Raw genomic sequence first — 16,472 nt, 5'->3', positions numbered from 1 at the left:
ATTGCTTTTCGTGCATATTCACCAACCCTGTGCGGACTTATCCAGCTAGCGAAAAACGCCTCACATATTCATCATCATTATTATTTGAAATTCATATATTTATCAAAAGAAAGCGGCTAGCTGGACGAATAAGCTCATCCAGCTAGCCGCTCATGGGGAGGGTTTATAACGGCTTGCCCTCCTACCTGTGCCTTTCCTGCTTCCTTTCAAACGAAAGCATCAGTTCCAAAGGACGGATATAAGATTTACAGGGAACTACCTGAAACCGGCGGTACATACCCTGCCTTGACTTCTCCCTTTTCTTTGCAAACGGGTCCCTTTCCGCCAGCTGGGGCAGCCTTTCCATAAGAACTTTTCTCAAATCCGACCTGGCTTCCGCCTCATTCCCGATTCCGGCCCTTTTCAGAAGTTCCTTGTCCAAACAGGCTTTATCCGGATTCATTACGTACAAAAACAGCATCTTATAAGCCGGCTTCGTGGAATCCTGTCCCACAGCCGCCCGTTGCCTGCTGAAAAAACGTTTTTCCTCCCGATAGGAAAACCTCATGAATTCCTTCACTTCCCCACTGCCCCGTGAACAGGAAAAAACTATTTCCCTCTCATCGGTCACGGAAATCCACAGATCCTCCCACATGGCGCCGGTTGGAAGACTTTCCCCCGTACGCGCATGAACAGGCATGCCCTCCCTGAGCCATTCCCAGGAATAACCGTATGCCCAGGCAAATCCATCTTTCGTCGTCACCATGACGTCGGGAATGGAAACAACGATGCCTTGGTACTTCTCAACAATTGCAGCCTCCATGGCGGCAGTCCGCCAACGCTTCCCCATTACAAAGAGAAGAAAGGGCTTTTCCGGCTGTGCCTGCCGGATGACACGCAGGCATCTGGAAACAAGCCGCTCATCAAAAGCAAAAGAAAAATAGGCGGTTACGGGAAAATCAAAAAGCCTGATCAGGCACTCCGGAATCAGCTCCGTTCCGCTGATCTCCCTCTCCGTCTTTCCGCAGGAACGGGCAATATTCAAAGCGATCTTCCTGAACACCAGGGCATGCACGAAAAGCTCGCTTCTCTCAACAGGCTCCCGGCAGCAGGGTTCCTTCAATACATAAAAACGCCTGCGGTCTTCTTCCCCGGGGTTCCCTCCGTACTCGTAGAAAGGCTCTTCTTCCGGAGGCAGAGCCACCACTTTCAAAGGATTGCCGATATCGCCGGGGTTGTAATAGTCACTGGATATTCCGGCAAGTTTACAGCCGCATACCCAGTGCCCCGGATAAAAATCCCCGCCCACCCTGGCTTTCCATATCCAATCGGGAGACTCCAGGCTCTCACTTTCAATAATGATATCGAGGATATTGCCGTAATTAAGCTCCATGAATCCGATTGTACAACTGGTCAAAACCAGCCTGTTCAAAATACATATCAATGAGCCTGTATTGCTCGCTTTCCAATTCCAGGCCATTGGAATCGGGAGTCAAAGAAACGGTTTTCGGGTTTCCTTCTTCAAACTCAAAATAAAAAAACGCTTTGTCCACATGGAACCCGCTGGGGACGACAATCAGGGGACCATCTTCATCGCCAAGCTCGGAAAGGCTTTTGTAAGTGCCTGTAAATCCTCTCATCAACACCTCTTTCTCCGTCCTCTTCCTTGCATGGAGAGGCCTGGACATGACAAGCTTATAAACAGCAACCCTTCGCAGACCCGGAATATTATTGAACACCTCAATGTCGGCAATGGACTTCTTATTAAAGACGCCCATGGTATAGCGGTTCCTTAATTCCCAAATATCCGAACCGAACAGCATGCGGCCCGCAATCACGGCATAGGCCCGCATCATCCATTGGATTCTGGCGTTAACCTGTAAATTGACGTACAGGCATTTCGAACTCCCCCTGTAGATGACAATGTCCGTATTACCGGGAGTACGTATGCTGCTGACTATTTCTTTGGCCGACGTGTCAACCTCATCAACGGTCTCCTGATAATGCCCCCGTTTGATGGTAAACCAGTAATCAGAGGAAATCCGGTCACAGCTGATAACGCATACGTCAGTCATTCCCTTCTCCGACAAAATCCGGGACAGATATTGACGGCAGCCTTCTTTTTCCTTCTCCCTTTCTTTCTCCGTAATCATGGGGAAAGGAAGCACATCCTTCATAGGGGGAAGAATCCGATACGATTTCCTCTTTTTAATGGAATGCAGCTCCTCAATCTGCCTGAGCAAGCTGATATTGCCGTCCAGAAAATGCAAAACGGCGAGCTCAATTCCATTGGAGAAATCTCTGTTGACGGAAACGCCCAATGACTCGGCGTATTCCCGCAAATCCGCGGTAGCCTCTCCGGAACTGCACGTTTGCAAAAGGAGGAAAATACGGTAAATCCTATCCGTCTCCTTTTTAAGGCCGTACATCCGGTAACAAATGCCGGAAATAATAGTTTGCCCGAGAGCCCTGCGGTATGCCTCCAGCTGCTGGCGGTCGGAAAAAGATTCAGGAGGAATTACTGTAGGGAAATTGGTTACCTCTTTTCTGAGGTACGCTTCCAATTCCCTGAGATATTCATATCGAAGAAATGGTAGAAATCTACGGATGATAAACGATGTTAAACGGTTATTCATAATGGCGTTGGTTGGCGCATTATGGTATCTTCATGAATAAAATACAAGTATCGTTTCCTGTGACGGATTTTGCCGATTAGGGCAAGCAATAAAAGTATCCGCGGAATCTTTGCAAATCGCGGCACCAACATCAGAACAACTTGCACGGAGGCCAGCCCCTGCCTGCCTCACAGATAAGAGATTCCGGGAAAAATCTTTTTCCGGCGCCTTGAGCATCCCCGGCAAACTGGAGCTCTCCGTACAGAGAAAACTTTTTAACGCTAACCGACAATCACATGTTCAAATACATTCTCAACCGACTGACGGAACGTTCCACATGGCTGGGCCTCCTTGCCCTGGCCACAGCCTGCGGAGCCACTATCGAACAAACGCTTGCCGACCAGATTATCGCCGCAGGCATGGCGGCGGCAGGCCTCATCGGCATCGTCACCAAAGACCGGAAAAAGGAACAGGAAGACCACGACAATGGCTAACAGCATTTCCGACCTTCAGAAAGATACCTTCTATTGGCAAAGGCTCTTGCGTCTGGCCGGATACTACCACGGAGCCATTGACGGCATTCCCGGCAACGGCACGCGGGCCGGAGCGGAACGCTGGGCTACGGACGCCGACCGATACAAAATGGAGACCGGATGCTTTGACGAACGCACTGAACGGAACATCTCCACCCTGCTGCCGGAAGCGCAAAAAGCCGCCCGGCAATGGTTCAAACTGGCCCTGGATAAAGCCATCAACCAGGAATATGAAGTAAAAATTATCTGCGGAACGCGCACGTATGCCGAACAGGAGGCCCTCTACGGACAACGCCCGAAAGTAACGAATGCCCGTGGCGGCCAAAGTTGGCACAACTTCGGACTGGCCTGGGATTTTGGAATTTTCCAGGGCCGCAACTACCTGGCAAATCATCCTCTTTACGCCACTCTGGGTAAACTTTACGCAAAGATTGACGGCCTGGACTGGGGAGGAACATGGAAATCCTTTACAGATCCGCCGCATTTGCAGCTCCATCAATTCGGAAGCATTTCCGAAGCGCGCAGAAGTTTCGAAACATAACCTTTCCTTACCCATGACCCAGACCGCTGTTACTACAAGTGTCGTCTTAGCCAACACCCTTGCTGTTGTTTGCATGGCTACTTCTGAACTCAATCCCCTGCTTGAATACGTTCAAAACGGCGCCTCCGTGGCAGCCGTGATGGGCATCTTCCTCTGGAGGGAAATGAAACGCGCCGAACGCTACGAGAAACTTTACGACCAGGAGCGCCGACAACGCATTACCGCTGAAAGGAAATGTTCATCCTGCATGTTCATGAAGCTGGCGCATGAACAATTCGCAGGCATTCATTCCCCAAAAGGAAAAGACCCCTCCCCTGAAAATCACAGGCGTTCCTTAACAACAGATCAATAATCCTCATCCTTGCCCTTCACCAATCTTCCGGCGTTGCGTCAAAGCCGATGCACAAATACATCATAAAACCAGTAAGGCCCTGCAAGCAGTTAACTTGCAGGGCCTTGTTTGGTGCGCCCGAAAGGACTCGAACCTTCACGGGGGAACCCCCACTAGAACCTGAATCTAGCGCGTCTACCAATTCCGCCACGAGCGCACATGGTTTGGTAAGAACGGGGCTTATTATGCACGGCGACGCCGGATTGGCAACTATTTTCCTCCACATGAAAAAATTTTTTTCAAAAAGAGTCTTCCGACCTTTGGTCGGAACGCCTTTGGAAACGATATAAGAGCTTCTCAAATCTTCCCGTATGCAGTAGTCTCCCCCCAGCATCAGAAACATCACCATTGCAGGCTTGTGAATGAGACGAAGAAAAAACCGCTACTGAACCATTTTGAGGCCATGGAAATGGGGTTCGGCCTGTGCACACTGGCCGCATTGATGTGGCTGCTGTGGTGGAACGGCTTCGGAGAGATCCATGAAGACCAGCTTTCCCTGCGCTATTTCCGCGAAATTCTCTCCTTCCTGGTGCTGGGCCAGCTCACGGGCGTCATCGGCATTTTGCGGGAAAAATGGCTTGCCAGAACCATCCGCAACCCCCGGTGGGTAGAACTGTGCCTGGGGCTGTTGATTCTGGTCATGCTGGCTGGTGACTTTTTCCGTTCCACCTTCATCTCCAAAATAGAGCTTCAGAATATTTTCCGCGCGCTCTGCCTCTGCTACGGAGCCGCCCCTCTGCTGAACCTCAAGGAGTATTTTTTCCGCATCGCCCGCCGGAACAGGGGATTCCACCTCCCGCGCATCCGTCCCGCCCTTCTTTTCCTGCTTACCCTGATTGCCTTCATTGCGCTGGGAGGAACTCTTCTCATGTCTCCGGGAGCAACCAAGGACGGCATCGTCCTTTCCGCCACGGACGCCTATTTCATCAGCACCAGCGCCGTCTGCGTCACGGGGCTGGTCCCCCTGAATGTCCATGAACATTTCACCAATTACGGACAGACCATTTTGCTGGCGCTTTTCCAGGTGGGCGCTTTCGGCATTATGACGTTCACTTATTTCGTCTCCCTGATGGTAGGCCAGGGGTTGAGCCTGCGTTCCAAGGTAACCATCAGCAACCTGCTGGATGAAGAAGGCATTGCCCAGGTAGACCGGTTCATCAAGAATATTATTGCCGTCACGTTCGGGGTGGAAGCGCTGGGGGCCATAGGCCTTTATTTTTCCTGGAGACATGTTCCGGGGCTGGAGGGAGACACGCTCTGGTGGTACGCCGTCTTCCATTCCGTTTCCGGTTTCTGCAATGCGGGATTCAGCCTGTTTGCGGATAACCTGGCCACTCCGGGCATAGCCTATAATACGGGTGGCCAGATCACCATCATGGTCATGGTGCTTTGCGGAAGCCTGGGGTTCGCCATGTATCTGGAAATCGTCCGCCGGGCCAGAGTAGCACTGGGCTGGGACAACCGGAACACCGTCAGCCGCCACTGGTCCACATACAGCTGGCTGGTCGTACGCATGACCGCCGCGCTGGTGCTTGGCGGCGGATTGATCCTGTTCCTGATTAAAGTGATTGACGGCAGCCTGTTTACGTCTGCCGACCCTTGGTACTGGATTTTGTGGGAGAGCCTGTTTAACGCAACGGCGCGCACGGCAGGGTTCAACATCTCGGACATGGCGCTCAACAGCGTTCCATACGCCTTGTTTCTGGGGGCTCTCATGTTCATCGGCGGCAATCCCGGTTCCACCACGGGAGGGGTCCATACCACCGCATTCGCCGTTTCCTGCGGGGAGGTGGCGCGCATCTTACAGGGTAAGAAGGACGTGGTCATGCACAAGCGCCGGATTGCCCGCAATGTGGTGGAACGAGCCGTCATCACCGTCATCCTTGCCGGAGCCTGGGTGGGCATGATGACTACGGTCATGTGTTTTGCGGAACCGCAGTTGAGCCTGGAACGCCTGTTTTTCGAAGTGGTCAGTTCTTTCGCCACAGTAGGCTTTTCCTGGAACGTCACTCCGGAACTCAGCGATGTCGGCAAATGGATGATCGTGTTCAACATGATTGTGGGACGCGTAGGCATGGTGGCTTTCGTGCTGGCGTTCATGAAACAACCCACCAAATCCCCCCTGCGGTATCCGGAAACCAGACTGCCTCTCAGTTGAACCGGAATATTACCCGCATTTTCACGACATGTGAGAAAGCAAACGAATTTCTTTCTTGCAAGAAAACATTTTAATTCAAAAATATTGGGCCTTTAGCGCCTGCCCTCGGCGAACCATGCCCGCAGGCTGCCCCCGCTATGAATAATCCTTCTTTTACTTCCTACCAAAAGATATGGCTCATGTCATACCCCCTCATGATCAGCCTGATCATTGAGCATATGATCGGCCTGACGGATGCTGTCTTCCTAGGACGCGTGGGGGACGTGGCGCTGGGAGCGTGCGCCCTGGGCGGCGTGTATTACATGGCCATGTTCATGTTGGCGTTCGGCTTCGGTTTCGGCGCACAAATCATCATTGCGCGCCGAAACGGGGAACGCCGTTACAACAGGATTGCCCCCACCATGATCCAGGGCTGTTATTTCATGCTGGTCCTGGCGATAGCCCTTTTTGCCGCATCTCAATATTTTTCCCCCATTATCCTGCGGGACATCATTGATTCCCCACAGGTGTACAAAGCCACGGCGGATTACCTTCACTGGCGCACCTACGGTGTCTTTTTCTCTTTCCTCTGCGTGATGTTCCGCGCCTATTACGTGGGGATTACCCAGACGAAGATTCTGACGGTCAATTCCCTTGTCATGCTCCTGAGCAATGTTGCGCTGAATTACTGCCTCATTTTCGGGAAAGGCGGCTTCCCCGCCGCGGGCATTGCAGGAGCGGCCATTGCTTCCAGCGTGTCGGAAGCAGTCTCCCTTCTCTTTTTCATCGTCTACACAAGCATAACGGCGGATAAACGGAAGTACGGCTTTCGCCGGGCGTTCGCACTCCGCCCCCATCTGCTGAAGGGGATGCTGTCCATTTCCGGATGGACCATGGTGCAATCTTTCATTTCCGTTTCCATCTGGTTTATTTTTTTCCTGGCGATTGAACATTTAGGAGAACGCCCGCTGGCCGTCACCAACATCGTGCGCAACATTTCCGCCCTGCTGATCATGGTAATCAGCGCTTTTGCGACCACGGCAGGAGCTCTTATCAGTAACCAGATAGGCGCGGGAAAACAGCGCTGCCTGTTCAAAACCTGCGGCATGACCCTCAAACTGACATACGCCATCCTGATCCCCCTGCTCATGATACTGTGCCTGTTTCCGGAACTCGTCCTCCGCACCTTCACGGACAGCCCGTCCCTGATTGCCGCCAGCGTTAATTCCGTGTATGTAATGGCTTCTTCCACACTGATCATGGCTCCGTCATTCATTCTGTTCAACGCCGTATCCGGCACAGGCAATACCAAGGCGGGATTCATCATGGAAATGATTTCCCTGGCCGTTTACACGGCCGTCATTTATTACGGAATCATCAGGCTCAAGCCGGATGTAGCTCTCTGTTGGTTTTCCGAACACGTTTACGGCGTTACCCTGATCACCCTGGCATGGTGGTACCTCAAGAGCGGGAAATGGAGAGGCAAAAAAGTTTAGGAGGAATAAGAACGGGGAATGACATGAAATAAAGCCCGCTTTCATACAGGCGTCTTCTATGCTCTCCATTCTCAAAACTTGCTCTGGTTGGGAAAAGGCTGTTTTTTGAGCACAGGTGAAAAAGGTTGACGCATGCTGACTCCCAATGCACCGGAGAAAACACGGCCATTCAAATTCCGGAGAATCAGCCCCGGAGGATACAAAAATGCCCTGCGGCATCCGCCGCAGGGCAAAAACATCATCACAGGCAGGAATTATTCTTCTCCGGAATCTTCTTCGGAATCCCGTTCCTCTTCTGAAGAAGAAGTTTTCTCCTGTTGCTGGAGAGCAGCTTCCTGGGCATGTTTGCGGCGAGCTTCCTCCATCATGAAGAATTCCGCACAGCGGAAAGCGCGGCGGGCCGCCTCTCGCGCCGTCTGGTCGTCCATCAGGGCAAGGCCTTCTTCAGACACTTCCGCCAGGAACATTTTCCAAGCGCGGGAAGCCACCTTCTTACCATCCAGCTGCTTGAGAGAAGCGGCATCCTGCATAGGTTGGCGGTCTTCGGAACCGCCGCCTTTTTTATTGCGGCGGCGGCGCTTGCGCTTGTTAAAGGGACCTTCGGAGGCGCCGCCCACCGTTTCCGGCTGGGCAAAGACATCTCCGCCATGCTGTTCATGGCGTTCCTGCTGTTCCGCATTGCGATTGGGGCGGAACGATTCCCGCTTGACCTTGGCCGGAGCGGCAGCCTGGGGCTTCTGGGAAGCTTCGGGCATCATCTCCTTTTCTACGGGAGCGGAAGGAGCCGGGGCCTCGGAAGGGACAACAACCGGTTCAGAGACAGGAGCCTTTTCATCAACCGCCTTTTTGGCTGTTTTCACGGTTTTTGTCTTCACCGCGGTTTTCGGGGCGGACTTGACCGTTTTGATTTTGGTTTTGGGTGCTTCTACGGAAGCGGCGTCTGCAGCAGATTTTTTTTCAGCTGCGGCGGCCTTTTTAGTGGTAGAGGCCGTCTTTTTGGCCGCCGTCTTGCGAGCAGTCGTTTTTTTAGCTGCGGACGCTTCCGGAGCACCTGTTTCTAATGGTTTTTTTGCCATAAAATTTCAAGTGAAAGAAAGGATTATGAATCAATTCCGGAGATTGTCGAGATTTATCACGGAGCCTCATCCGGAAGAGCCGGGAGATCTTTCAAAAGTGCCTTATACTTTCCCGAATCAAAAGGGCGCCCCCCCACCATCATCGCATTAATGGTAATGGCCAGAGCCTGCGCCATCAGTTCCAGAGCTTCCTGTTCTTCCAGTTTTTCCCGCCCTGTCAGGCGCTCCAGACAGTTTTTAACATAAGCGGTGTCCGGCGACTCCAGTTGTTCCCGAACGGCAGGCACCAGCGTTTCAATCATTTCCTCCGGTATCTCCATGATAATTCTTTTGTTGCTTTTACTGTGGGACTAAATCAAAGCTCATCTTTTTTTCGGGCAACCCCGGGGCAGACATTCTCTCACGAATGACATGCGGACACGGTATTTCCCGTTCCTGCCAAGGCTTTTATTGAAAATAACCGCCACCCAGTGAGTTCCTGCTTCCAGTCCATCTCAAAGGGAATATTTTCCGGTTCCCTTACATGGCTCCCATGCGGCTGCGAATAACGGTTTGCAGTTCCACTTCAAATTCCCTCAAGTCGTCCGCCGTAGGTTCTCCAAGCGTAGCGTCCCAGTTGATACGGCCGGTACGATCAATATCCCATGCGCCCTGGGCGCCACTCTTGAATAAAACCTTGCCGGCCATCAGGGCATGGGGAGGCGTTATCTCATCCACAGTTACCTGGGTTTTTCCCAGCAGGGAGGCAGGGGGCGACATCGTTCCGGGAAGCTCTCCGGGCTGTTCGTCTTCAGGTTCCGGCTCCGGCTGTCTGATGCGGATATCCAGATCCTGAAGCAGGAATCTCGTATCCATGAACGTCAGCTTGATGTTCAGTTCTTCATGCAGTTTTTTCTGGATGGCGTTTAAATCCAGTCCTTCTTCCGCCCAGGTTCGGATGGACTGGATTTGTTCCGGAGATAATTGATCAGGGTTTATCATGATATGTATTTGAGTTAGAATGATCTTTTCTGTTCGCAGCCAGCCATGCATTCCAACACGGAATGAATGCAGGGGAGAAATCCTGCGGACGGCGTTCCACCCACGCCTGGATTTGCTCCGGCGTAAACCACTGCACGCTGTCCACTTCCGCCGCTGGAAAACGAACCTTCCCGGAATACCGTCCTTCATAAAGGGAGATGAATTCCCAGCCGTTATTTTCTCCGGCGTCAAAATCCGCGATTTTCTGCAGCCCGCAGCCGGACACGCCCAGCTCCTCCTTCAGCTCCCGCACCGCGGCTTCCTCATAACTTTCCCCGGCATCCAGATGCCCGGCTGCGGAGGAATCCCATTTGCCCGGCTGCCTGTCTTTCCATAAGGACCTTTTCTGGAGAAGAACGGCTCCATGCTTGTTGACCAGAAACATGTGTACGGCACGATGACGGAGGCTGCCTTCATGTATCTCCCGGCGCGTGCCCTGCCCCGTCACCTGGTTGAGTTCATCCACGATGTCAAACAATTCATCCCCGCTCTGCGCCACATCCTTGAGAGGATTGGCATCATAAACGCGCGTTAGTTCCACCCACTGGGACAAATTCAACTCTTCAGCCCTGGCGGAAGGGGAAAGCCCCAGGGAAGCAGCTACATCCTCCCATGGGGGAGAAGCGGGGAGCTGTTTTTTCAATTGTTTGCGCCGCTGGGAAAAAGCCCTGCGCATCAGTTCGTCCATCAGCCGGTCGTCATATGGAGGCAGCTCGCGGGCTGGACGGGGAGTGAGCAGCATCACGGTGGAATCAATACGCGGACGGGGATGAAACGCTTCCGGCGGGATGGTTTTGAGGGCACGGGGAATCCAGTTCTTCTGGATGCGCAGGGACAACAGCCCGAAGGCATCATCATCCGGCGTCGCCAGAATACGGTCGATAAACTCCTTCTGAAGCATCACCACGGCACGTTCCACAGCGCTGGGCCTGGACAGAAAATTCTGGAGGATGGCTCCTCCCGCGGAATAAGGGAGATTGCCAAGGAATTTGACAGGGGCCTCTGCAAACAGCCCCCTCGGATCCCAGGAAGCGCCGTCGGCATGGTGAACTTCCACATGGGGATCATCGGCCCAGCGCTCTTTCTGGTATTCCGCCAGTCGGGAGTCAAATTCCACCAGAACCAGTTTGCGGCAAAGGGGGGCGGCATGTTCCGTCAGGGAGCCGGTTCCTGGCCCTACCTCCACCACACAGTCCTCCGGCCGGATTTCGAGCTGCTCCACAATCCAGCGGGCTACATTCTCATCCGTCAGGAAATTCTGACCCAGGGACTTGCTGGGGCGCACTTCATGGTCTTCCAGAACATTCCTGATCTCGGACGGTTTCATAATGAGGTCATGTTCTCAAAAATACCTGTCAGGAGCTAGTAAAAAGCGGGGCAGTTTCCGGCATGAAAACGGAGAAGTCCCAACCGCCGCCGGCAAAGAACGGAGAGACGGCGGCAAGATATATCGCAAATTGACAAAAAGGGGAAAACATGTCACTTTTACAGGCGTCTGGAACAGGGATTCAGTCTGCCGTGAACTGAAAGGTTCCGCAGCCTCCAAAACGTCTGGACGCCTATTGCCGGAGAAAAAGTTAAACCGGCTCAACAGCAAATTTGATAAAATCATGAAAGTACTTGTAACCGGCGGAGCCGGATATATTGGTTCCCACACGGTGCGCCAGCTCATCAAAACAGGCGCAGACGTGACCGTGCTGGACAACATGGTGTACGGTCACGTGGGAGCCCTTGTGGACCCGGAAGTGAAACTGGTCAAGGGGGATTTGGGAGATGCCTCCGTGGTTTATCCTCTCCTGATGAAGGGCGACTTTGACGCCGTGATTCACTTTGCCGCCTTTATTAATGTGGGGGAATCCGTCCAGAACCCCCTCAAGTACTACATGAACAACATCGCCAGGCCCCTCGTCCTTCTGGGCGCCATGCAAGCCGCCGGCGTCAAGCGTTTTGTTTTCTCCTCCACCTGCGCCACGTATGGCGTTCCCACCCAGATTCCTATCCCGGAAACGGAAAAGCAGGATCCCATCAATCCTTACGGAAGTTCCAAATACATGCTGGAAAAAGTTTGCAGGGACTGTGACCGCGCCTGGGGCCTCAAAAGCGTTTTTCTGCGCTATTTCAATGCCTCAGGCTGCAGCGAGGACGGCCTGATCGGTGAAGACCACGAACCGGAAACCCACCTTATCCCCAACATCCTGCTCACGCTGACCGGGGAAAAGGAATACATCGAAGTCTTCGGAACGGATTACGACACTCCGGACGGCACCTGCATCCGCGACTACATCCACGTCAATGACCTGGCGGACGCCCACTTGAAAGCGGTGGACTACCTGATGAAAGGAGGGGCTACAGAGTGCTTCAATCTCGGAACAGGCCTGGGACTTTCCGTCCGGGAAATCCTGGAAACGGCTGAAAAAGTCACCGGCAAAAAAATTCCCGTCCGCTACGGCCCGCGCCGTGAAGGCGATCCGCCCCGCCTGATTGCCAATCCGAAGAAAGCCAAGGAAATCCTTGGCTGGGAAGCCAGGTGCAAGGATGCCGGAGCTATCGTGGAAACCGCATGGAAGTGGATGACCGGCCCGCGCCGCGGCCACTATTAATGCCTTTGCGCGCAAAAGAAGCACCCCTTTTTCCGCCCTGCCATGTGCTCCCATGGCAGGGCTTGCTCTTTTCCAAAATTCTTCGTACGCTCTACGCTCGGAACCGCCCTCCCCTCCTCCGGCCGCAGCAGAACAAAAAACTTTCAAAGGCAACCAGCTCCTGGCCTGTTATTCATCCTTCCCGGCTTCAACAAGCCTTTTTATTCCCCTCCGGCAAATCAAAAGCACGGCCTGTGTCCCAGTATGCGCCCATGTCCCGGAACGTCCAGTTTCCCACCAAACCAATGATGCAAATAATATAAATCCTTCATTATAAAATTTTATTTTATTCACATCTGGTCATTTACAACTTGACAGACCATTAAAATTTTTGAACTCGTCACCAGCCGGTGAAACATTATATTATCCTCAGAAACCTTCATATACTGTATGAGTCTGCATATTGAAAGTACTGAAGACGCTCTTGCGGAATTGAAGAAACAGCGGACCAAGACACTGACCGCCGCCATTTCCGTCTCTTTCCTCGGCGTCGCCCTCATGGGCCTCCTCCTCTACCTGGTACATATCATTGTAGCCGTCCCGGAAGATCCGCCCATGGTCGCCTACGCCACCCAGGAAGGCGACAACCCGGATATCGACACGCCGGAAGTCACCCAGACCACCCAGCGCCCCAGCAGTTCCTCCACTTCCGCTCAGGTGAAGGTCATAGCCGCTGTGGCAACGGCGGACGTCGCAGTAGTCAATCCGGACATTGAAGTGGACGTCCCCTCGGAAGAGCTTTCCATGGGCATCGACATCGGCGACGGCTTCGGGACCGGCACGGGAGACGGAGACGGGGGAGGCATTCCCGGCATCATCTCCAAACGCTGCGACTTGAACGACCGCATGAAGCGCATCACGGAAAACGGAGGCACCCCGCAGTGCGAGGAAGCCGTAGTCAAGTCCCTCCGCTGGCTGAAAACACAGCAGAACGGCAACGGCTCCTGGGGTGAAGGACAATTCCGCGCCTCCATGACCGGTATTTCCCTGCTGGCCTATCTGGCCCATTGCGAAACGCCTCTTTCCGAGGAATTCGGAGAAAACGTCCTGAAGGGCATCTCCTTCCTGGTAGACTTGGGCATGAAAAACCCCGTCCTGTCGGAACAGCCCGCCTTGAAGGAAATCTGTTATGACCACGCGGTAGCCACCTACGCCCTGTGCGAAGCCTATACCTTCTGCAAGCAGATGGACATCCCTTCCATTTCCAATCTGGAAAAGGTCGTCGTAAAAGCCGTGGACAGGATTATTGACGCCCAGTGCCCCAACGGCGGCTGGGCCTACAGCTACAATAACAAAATCAATCCGGACATCGACCTTTCCGTCACCGGATGGAACGTGCAGGCCCTCAAGGCCGCCGAACACGGAGGCATCAAACCTACCAAAGGGGAAATCCGCTCCACACTGCGCAAGGCCTCAAGCTACGTGCGCAAGAACGTCATGCCGGACGGCAAGTTCTCCTATAAGGAAAACGGCAATATGCCCCGTTCCTCCCTGGTAGGCGTGGGCGTGCTTTCTCTGCAAATGACGGGCAACGGCTCGGACAGCGCCGCCCGCAAGGGACTGGACTGGATCAAAAACAATATCAAAGCCCTCCAGTGGGGCCAGGGAAGCGGCACGGAAAACGTCAAGAGCAATCTCTACATGCATTACTACTGCGTGCAGGCCGCCATGAACCGTGGCGGAGACGTATGGACCTCCTACAACAAAGCGTTCCGGGACGCTGTGCTCAGCGGCCAGAATGCGGACGGCAGTTTCCGGAAAAATGATGTAGGATTCGTTTCCGGCATGCGCGGCAAATCTGAAAACATCTACCGCCAGTGCCTGGCAACGCTGATGCTGGAAACCTATTACCGTTTCCTGCCAGGTACGGGGGAAGGCACCAAGAACTCCTGAGGCATCCCCCGAACAACGGAAAGAGCGCCGCGGGAAAAGGTTCTGTATGGGAGAAAACAGACCTTCTGCCGGCGGCGCACAAATTAAATCCTGACTTGACCGCAGCGGCTTCTCTTGTTATTCATATGGTTTCCATTTTCTAACGACGTGAATAACAATTCTTCCATCATTTTCGGACTTTTTGATGAATTTCTTTGGATCCGGTGTTCCGGACGCGGAAGTTTTGCCAATAGCCCGACTGTCAAATCCCTGGGGGATGATTACATCGCTTCCGGAGGACGCCTGATCGTCATTGATCTGGAAACCTGCTCCGGCATTGACTCCACCTTCATGGGCACTCTTGCAGGCCTGTCGCGACGGTTGCTTCCCATCGGGGGGTCCATCCAAATCGCCTCCCCGAGCGAACGCTGCCTGAGCGCTCTGGAAAGCCTGGGACTGGACGCCCTGCTCAGCATTGAACCGCCCACAGCCCCCTGGAGGGGAAAAGTAGAGCAGATACGTGCCGCCCTGGGTACGGAAAACGCTCCTTCCGTCCATTTGGATGCCAAGGAGCAGACTCTCCACGTTCTCAATTCCCATTTGACCCTGAGCGAAATGAGCGAAGAGAACGAAGAAAAATTCCGTAACGTAACCGACTGCCTGAAAGAAGAATTGGAACGGCAGAACGATAAATAAAATTTCCTCCCTTCCACATGGACCTGCGTTCCATGGCCTCCCTGTATGAGGAAGCCCTTTCCGCAGCAAGGGAAGAAGGGCAGGCTGCCGTCAGGGAATATTCCGTTTCCAATCGTTCCTCCCTTCCGGACGAACGGACGCTTCAGCTTCTTCTGCTGGAAGGAGTATTCGGAACTTCTTTTACGGATGATTCAGGCAGGGACGTTCACATTCTGGATTTTGGGAACTGGAATAAATCCGCCGGGCCGGACTTTCTAAACGCCAGGATACGCATTAATGGCGTTCCACAGTCAGGAGACATCGAACTGGATCCCACGCCGGAAGACTGGGAACGCCACGGGCACGGTTCCAACCCGGGGTTTAACGGCGTCATCCTGCACCTCGTCTGCACGCCCAGCCGCAGGGGATGGTTCACCCGCAATGCCCGGCATGAACGCATCCCTCTGGCTGTCATTCCTCCCGCTGCGCTGGCGCAATCAGGAACATCCCCTTCCGGCAGCGCCCCGGTACGCCACTGCCTCCACGCCGATTTGCTGGCTTCCATGGCTCCGGAGTCTCTGGAAACACTCCTTCAATCAGCAGCAGCCTACAGGTTCCGGAACAAACACCGCCGCCATGCGGAACGCGCCAAATACGCAGGAGAGGAACAGACCCTTTTTGAAAACCTGGCGGAAACGCTCGGCTATCACGCCAACAAAACCGCCATGCGCCACCTGGCCCTGCGGGCGCCCCTTCGCTCCATCCGGAACTGCCCGGAAGCCCTGCTCTTCGGTACGGCGGGATTCCTCCTTCCCGTGCTGCCGGCCTCCTGCACACCGGAAGCCGTAGATCTGCACAAAAAACTCTGGGCTCAATGGTGGCCCCTGCGGGAACAATTTGAACTGGCGCCGGACCGCTCCTTCCCTTGGACATTTTCCGGCAACAGGCCGGCCAACCATCCGCAGAGGCGCGTAGGGGCGCTGTCCGTCATCGCAGCAGACTTTGATACGTTTAAGCGCCTTTGCGTTGCCAGACATACGGAAAAACTGACAGAGTACCTCTCCTCCCTTATACACCCCTACTGGAGCACCCATGTAACGCTTCCCTCCTCCCCCTCTCCCCGCCCCATGGCCCTGATGGGCCGGGATAGAATCTTGGACTTCATCATCAACCATCTTCTTCCGATGAAAGATGACGAACACGCATGGAAGCATTATCTCTCCCTTCGGGCCGGACAGGCGGGAACAAAAGTTCTCTCCGTCCACCAATCCCTGCTGGGCCGCAGGCCGGATGCACAAGCCTTTCTTGCGAAAGCCTGGCACCACCAGGCTTTGCTTCAAATCCACGATGACCTGTGTTCCCTCCATTCCTGCGCCATTTGCTCCCTGCTCGGACAGATGGAAAAGAAATGAGAGCGCATCCCTTCTTTCCTTAAGGCGGAAAGCGGAGGGCCCTCCCCTACGCAACCCCTCCCCAACCTTTCCATCCGGAGAAAAAT

At 53.7% G+C, this 16,472-nt stretch carries 15 protein-coding genes and 1 tRNA gene; 9 read left to right on the top strand and 7 right to left on the bottom strand.

The genetic code is table 11. The features are described from left to right. Window positions 1–181: 181 nt before the first annotated feature. A complete protein-coding gene (locus O4G22_RS05855) occupies window positions 182–1,372 on the bottom strand; it encodes a hypothetical protein (protein ID WP_306702398.1) in 1,191 nt (396 codons plus the stop codon). Then, entirely contained in the window at window positions 1,362–2,357 is a 996-nt protein-coding gene (locus O4G22_RS05850) for a hypothetical protein (protein WP_306713823.1), read from the bottom strand. Before O4G22_RS05850 ends, O4G22_RS05855 begins: the two co-directional genes overlap by 11 nt. A gap of 533 nt (window positions 2,358–2,890) precedes the next feature. Between O4G22_RS05850 and O4G22_RS05845 the strand changes: the two genes are divergently transcribed. Genes O4G22_RS05845 through O4G22_RS05835 form a run of 3 tightly spaced genes read left to right on the top strand, consistent with a single transcriptional unit; the run spans window position 2,891 to window position 4,020 of the window. Further along, a complete protein-coding gene (locus tag O4G22_RS05845; protein WP_094136361.1) occupies window positions 2,891–3,088 on the top strand; it encodes a hypothetical protein in 198 nt (65 codons plus the stop codon). Beyond that, a complete protein-coding gene (locus tag O4G22_RS05840) occupies window positions 3,081–3,668 on the top strand; it encodes a M15 family metallopeptidase (RefSeq protein ID WP_306702396.1) in 588 nt (195 codons plus the stop codon). The genes O4G22_RS05845 and O4G22_RS05840 overlap by 8 nt, the downstream gene beginning before the upstream one ends. Before the next feature lie 13 nt (window positions 3,669–3,681). After that, the gene (locus O4G22_RS05835; RefSeq protein ID WP_290488172.1) at window positions 3,682–4,020 is read left to right on the top strand and encodes a hypothetical protein; all 339 of its coding nucleotides are present in this window, start codon (window positions 3,682–3,684) and stop codon (window positions 4,018–4,020) included. A gap of 109 nt (window positions 4,021–4,129) precedes the next feature. On the opposite strand, the gene O4G22_RS05830 is transcribed toward O4G22_RS05835, so the two are convergent. Beyond that, window positions 4,130–4,216, bottom strand: a tRNA-Leu gene (locus O4G22_RS05830). Between the two features lie 201 nt (window positions 4,217–4,417). Here O4G22_RS05830 and O4G22_RS05825 point away from each other — a divergent pair. Together O4G22_RS05825 and O4G22_RS05820 are read left to right on the top strand one after the other, a co-directional pair. Next, complete coding sequence (locus O4G22_RS05825; RefSeq protein ID WP_306702395.1) at window positions 4,418–6,217, top strand: TrkH family potassium uptake protein; 1,800 nt, start codon at window positions 4,418–4,420, stop codon at window positions 6,215–6,217. 137 nt (window positions 6,218–6,354) lie between these two features. Further along, on the top strand, window positions 6,355–7,692 hold the full coding sequence (locus tag O4G22_RS05820) for an MATE family efflux transporter (protein ID WP_345784513.1): 1,338 nt from the start codon (window positions 6,355–6,357) through the stop codon (window positions 7,690–7,692). A gap of 254 nt (window positions 7,693–7,946) precedes the next feature. Here the strand turns inward: O4G22_RS05820 and O4G22_RS05815 are convergent, their stop codons facing one another. From O4G22_RS05815 to rsmA, 4 genes are all read right to left on the bottom strand, one after another. Further along, on the bottom strand, window positions 7,947–8,768 hold the full coding sequence (locus O4G22_RS05815; RefSeq protein WP_306702393.1) for a hypothetical protein: 822 nt from the start codon (window positions 8,766–8,768) through the stop codon (window positions 7,947–7,949). 56 nt (window positions 8,769–8,824) lie between these two features. Further along, the gene (locus O4G22_RS05810) at window positions 8,825–9,088 is read right to left on the bottom strand and encodes a hypothetical protein (protein ID WP_290488175.1); all 264 of its coding nucleotides are present in this window, start codon (window positions 9,086–9,088) and stop codon (window positions 8,825–8,827) included. A 199-nt stretch (window positions 9,089–9,287) separates the two neighbouring features. Then, entirely contained in the window at window positions 9,288–9,749 is a 462-nt protein-coding gene (locus tag O4G22_RS05805) for a hypothetical protein (RefSeq protein WP_094136355.1), read from the bottom strand. Further along, on the bottom strand, window positions 9,736–11,115 hold the full coding sequence (gene rsmA / locus O4G22_RS05800) for a 16S rRNA (adenine(1518)-N(6)/adenine(1519)-N(6))-dimethyltransferase RsmA (RefSeq protein WP_297668458.1): 1,380 nt from the start codon (window positions 11,113–11,115) through the stop codon (window positions 9,736–9,738). The genes O4G22_RS05805 and rsmA overlap by 14 nt, the downstream gene beginning before the upstream one ends. Window positions 11,116–11,398: 283 nt before the next feature. Here rsmA and galE point away from each other — a divergent pair, with 283 nt between their 5' ends. The 4 genes from galE to O4G22_RS05780 all read left to right on the top strand — a co-directional run bounded on the left by galE (window position 11,399) and on the right by O4G22_RS05780 (window position 16,386). Continuing rightward, window positions 11,399–12,388, top strand: a complete 990-nt coding sequence (gene galE / locus O4G22_RS05795) for a UDP-glucose 4-epimerase GalE (RefSeq protein ID WP_290488178.1) — start codon at window positions 11,399–11,401, stop codon at window positions 12,386–12,388. A 429-nt stretch (window positions 12,389–12,817) separates the two neighbouring features. Further along, the gene (locus tag O4G22_RS05790; protein WP_094136369.1) at window positions 12,818–14,320 is read left to right on the top strand and encodes a prenyltransferase/squalene oxidase repeat-containing protein; all 1,503 of its coding nucleotides are present in this window, start codon (window positions 12,818–12,820) and stop codon (window positions 14,318–14,320) included. Window positions 14,321–14,467: 147 nt separating this feature from the next. Then, entirely contained in the window at window positions 14,468–14,995 is a 528-nt protein-coding gene (locus O4G22_RS05785) for an STAS domain-containing protein (protein ID WP_179218384.1), read from the top strand. A gap of 17 nt (window positions 14,996–15,012) precedes the next feature. Next, window positions 15,013–16,386: a DUF2851 family protein gene (locus O4G22_RS05780; protein WP_306702391.1), complete on the top strand. Its 1,374-nt coding sequence runs from the start codon at window positions 15,013–15,015 to the stop codon at window positions 16,384–16,386. Window positions 16,387–16,472 lie beyond the last annotated feature (86 nt).

It is taken from the genome of Akkermansia muciniphila, assembly GCF_030848305.1.
In the GTDB taxonomy this organism is placed as follows: domain Bacteria; phylum Verrucomicrobiota; class Verrucomicrobiia; order Verrucomicrobiales; family Akkermansiaceae; genus Akkermansia; species Akkermansia muciniphila_A.
The sequence above is the reverse complement of the archived record's forward strand: the minus strand, read 5'-3'. Positions and strand labels throughout refer to the sequence as shown.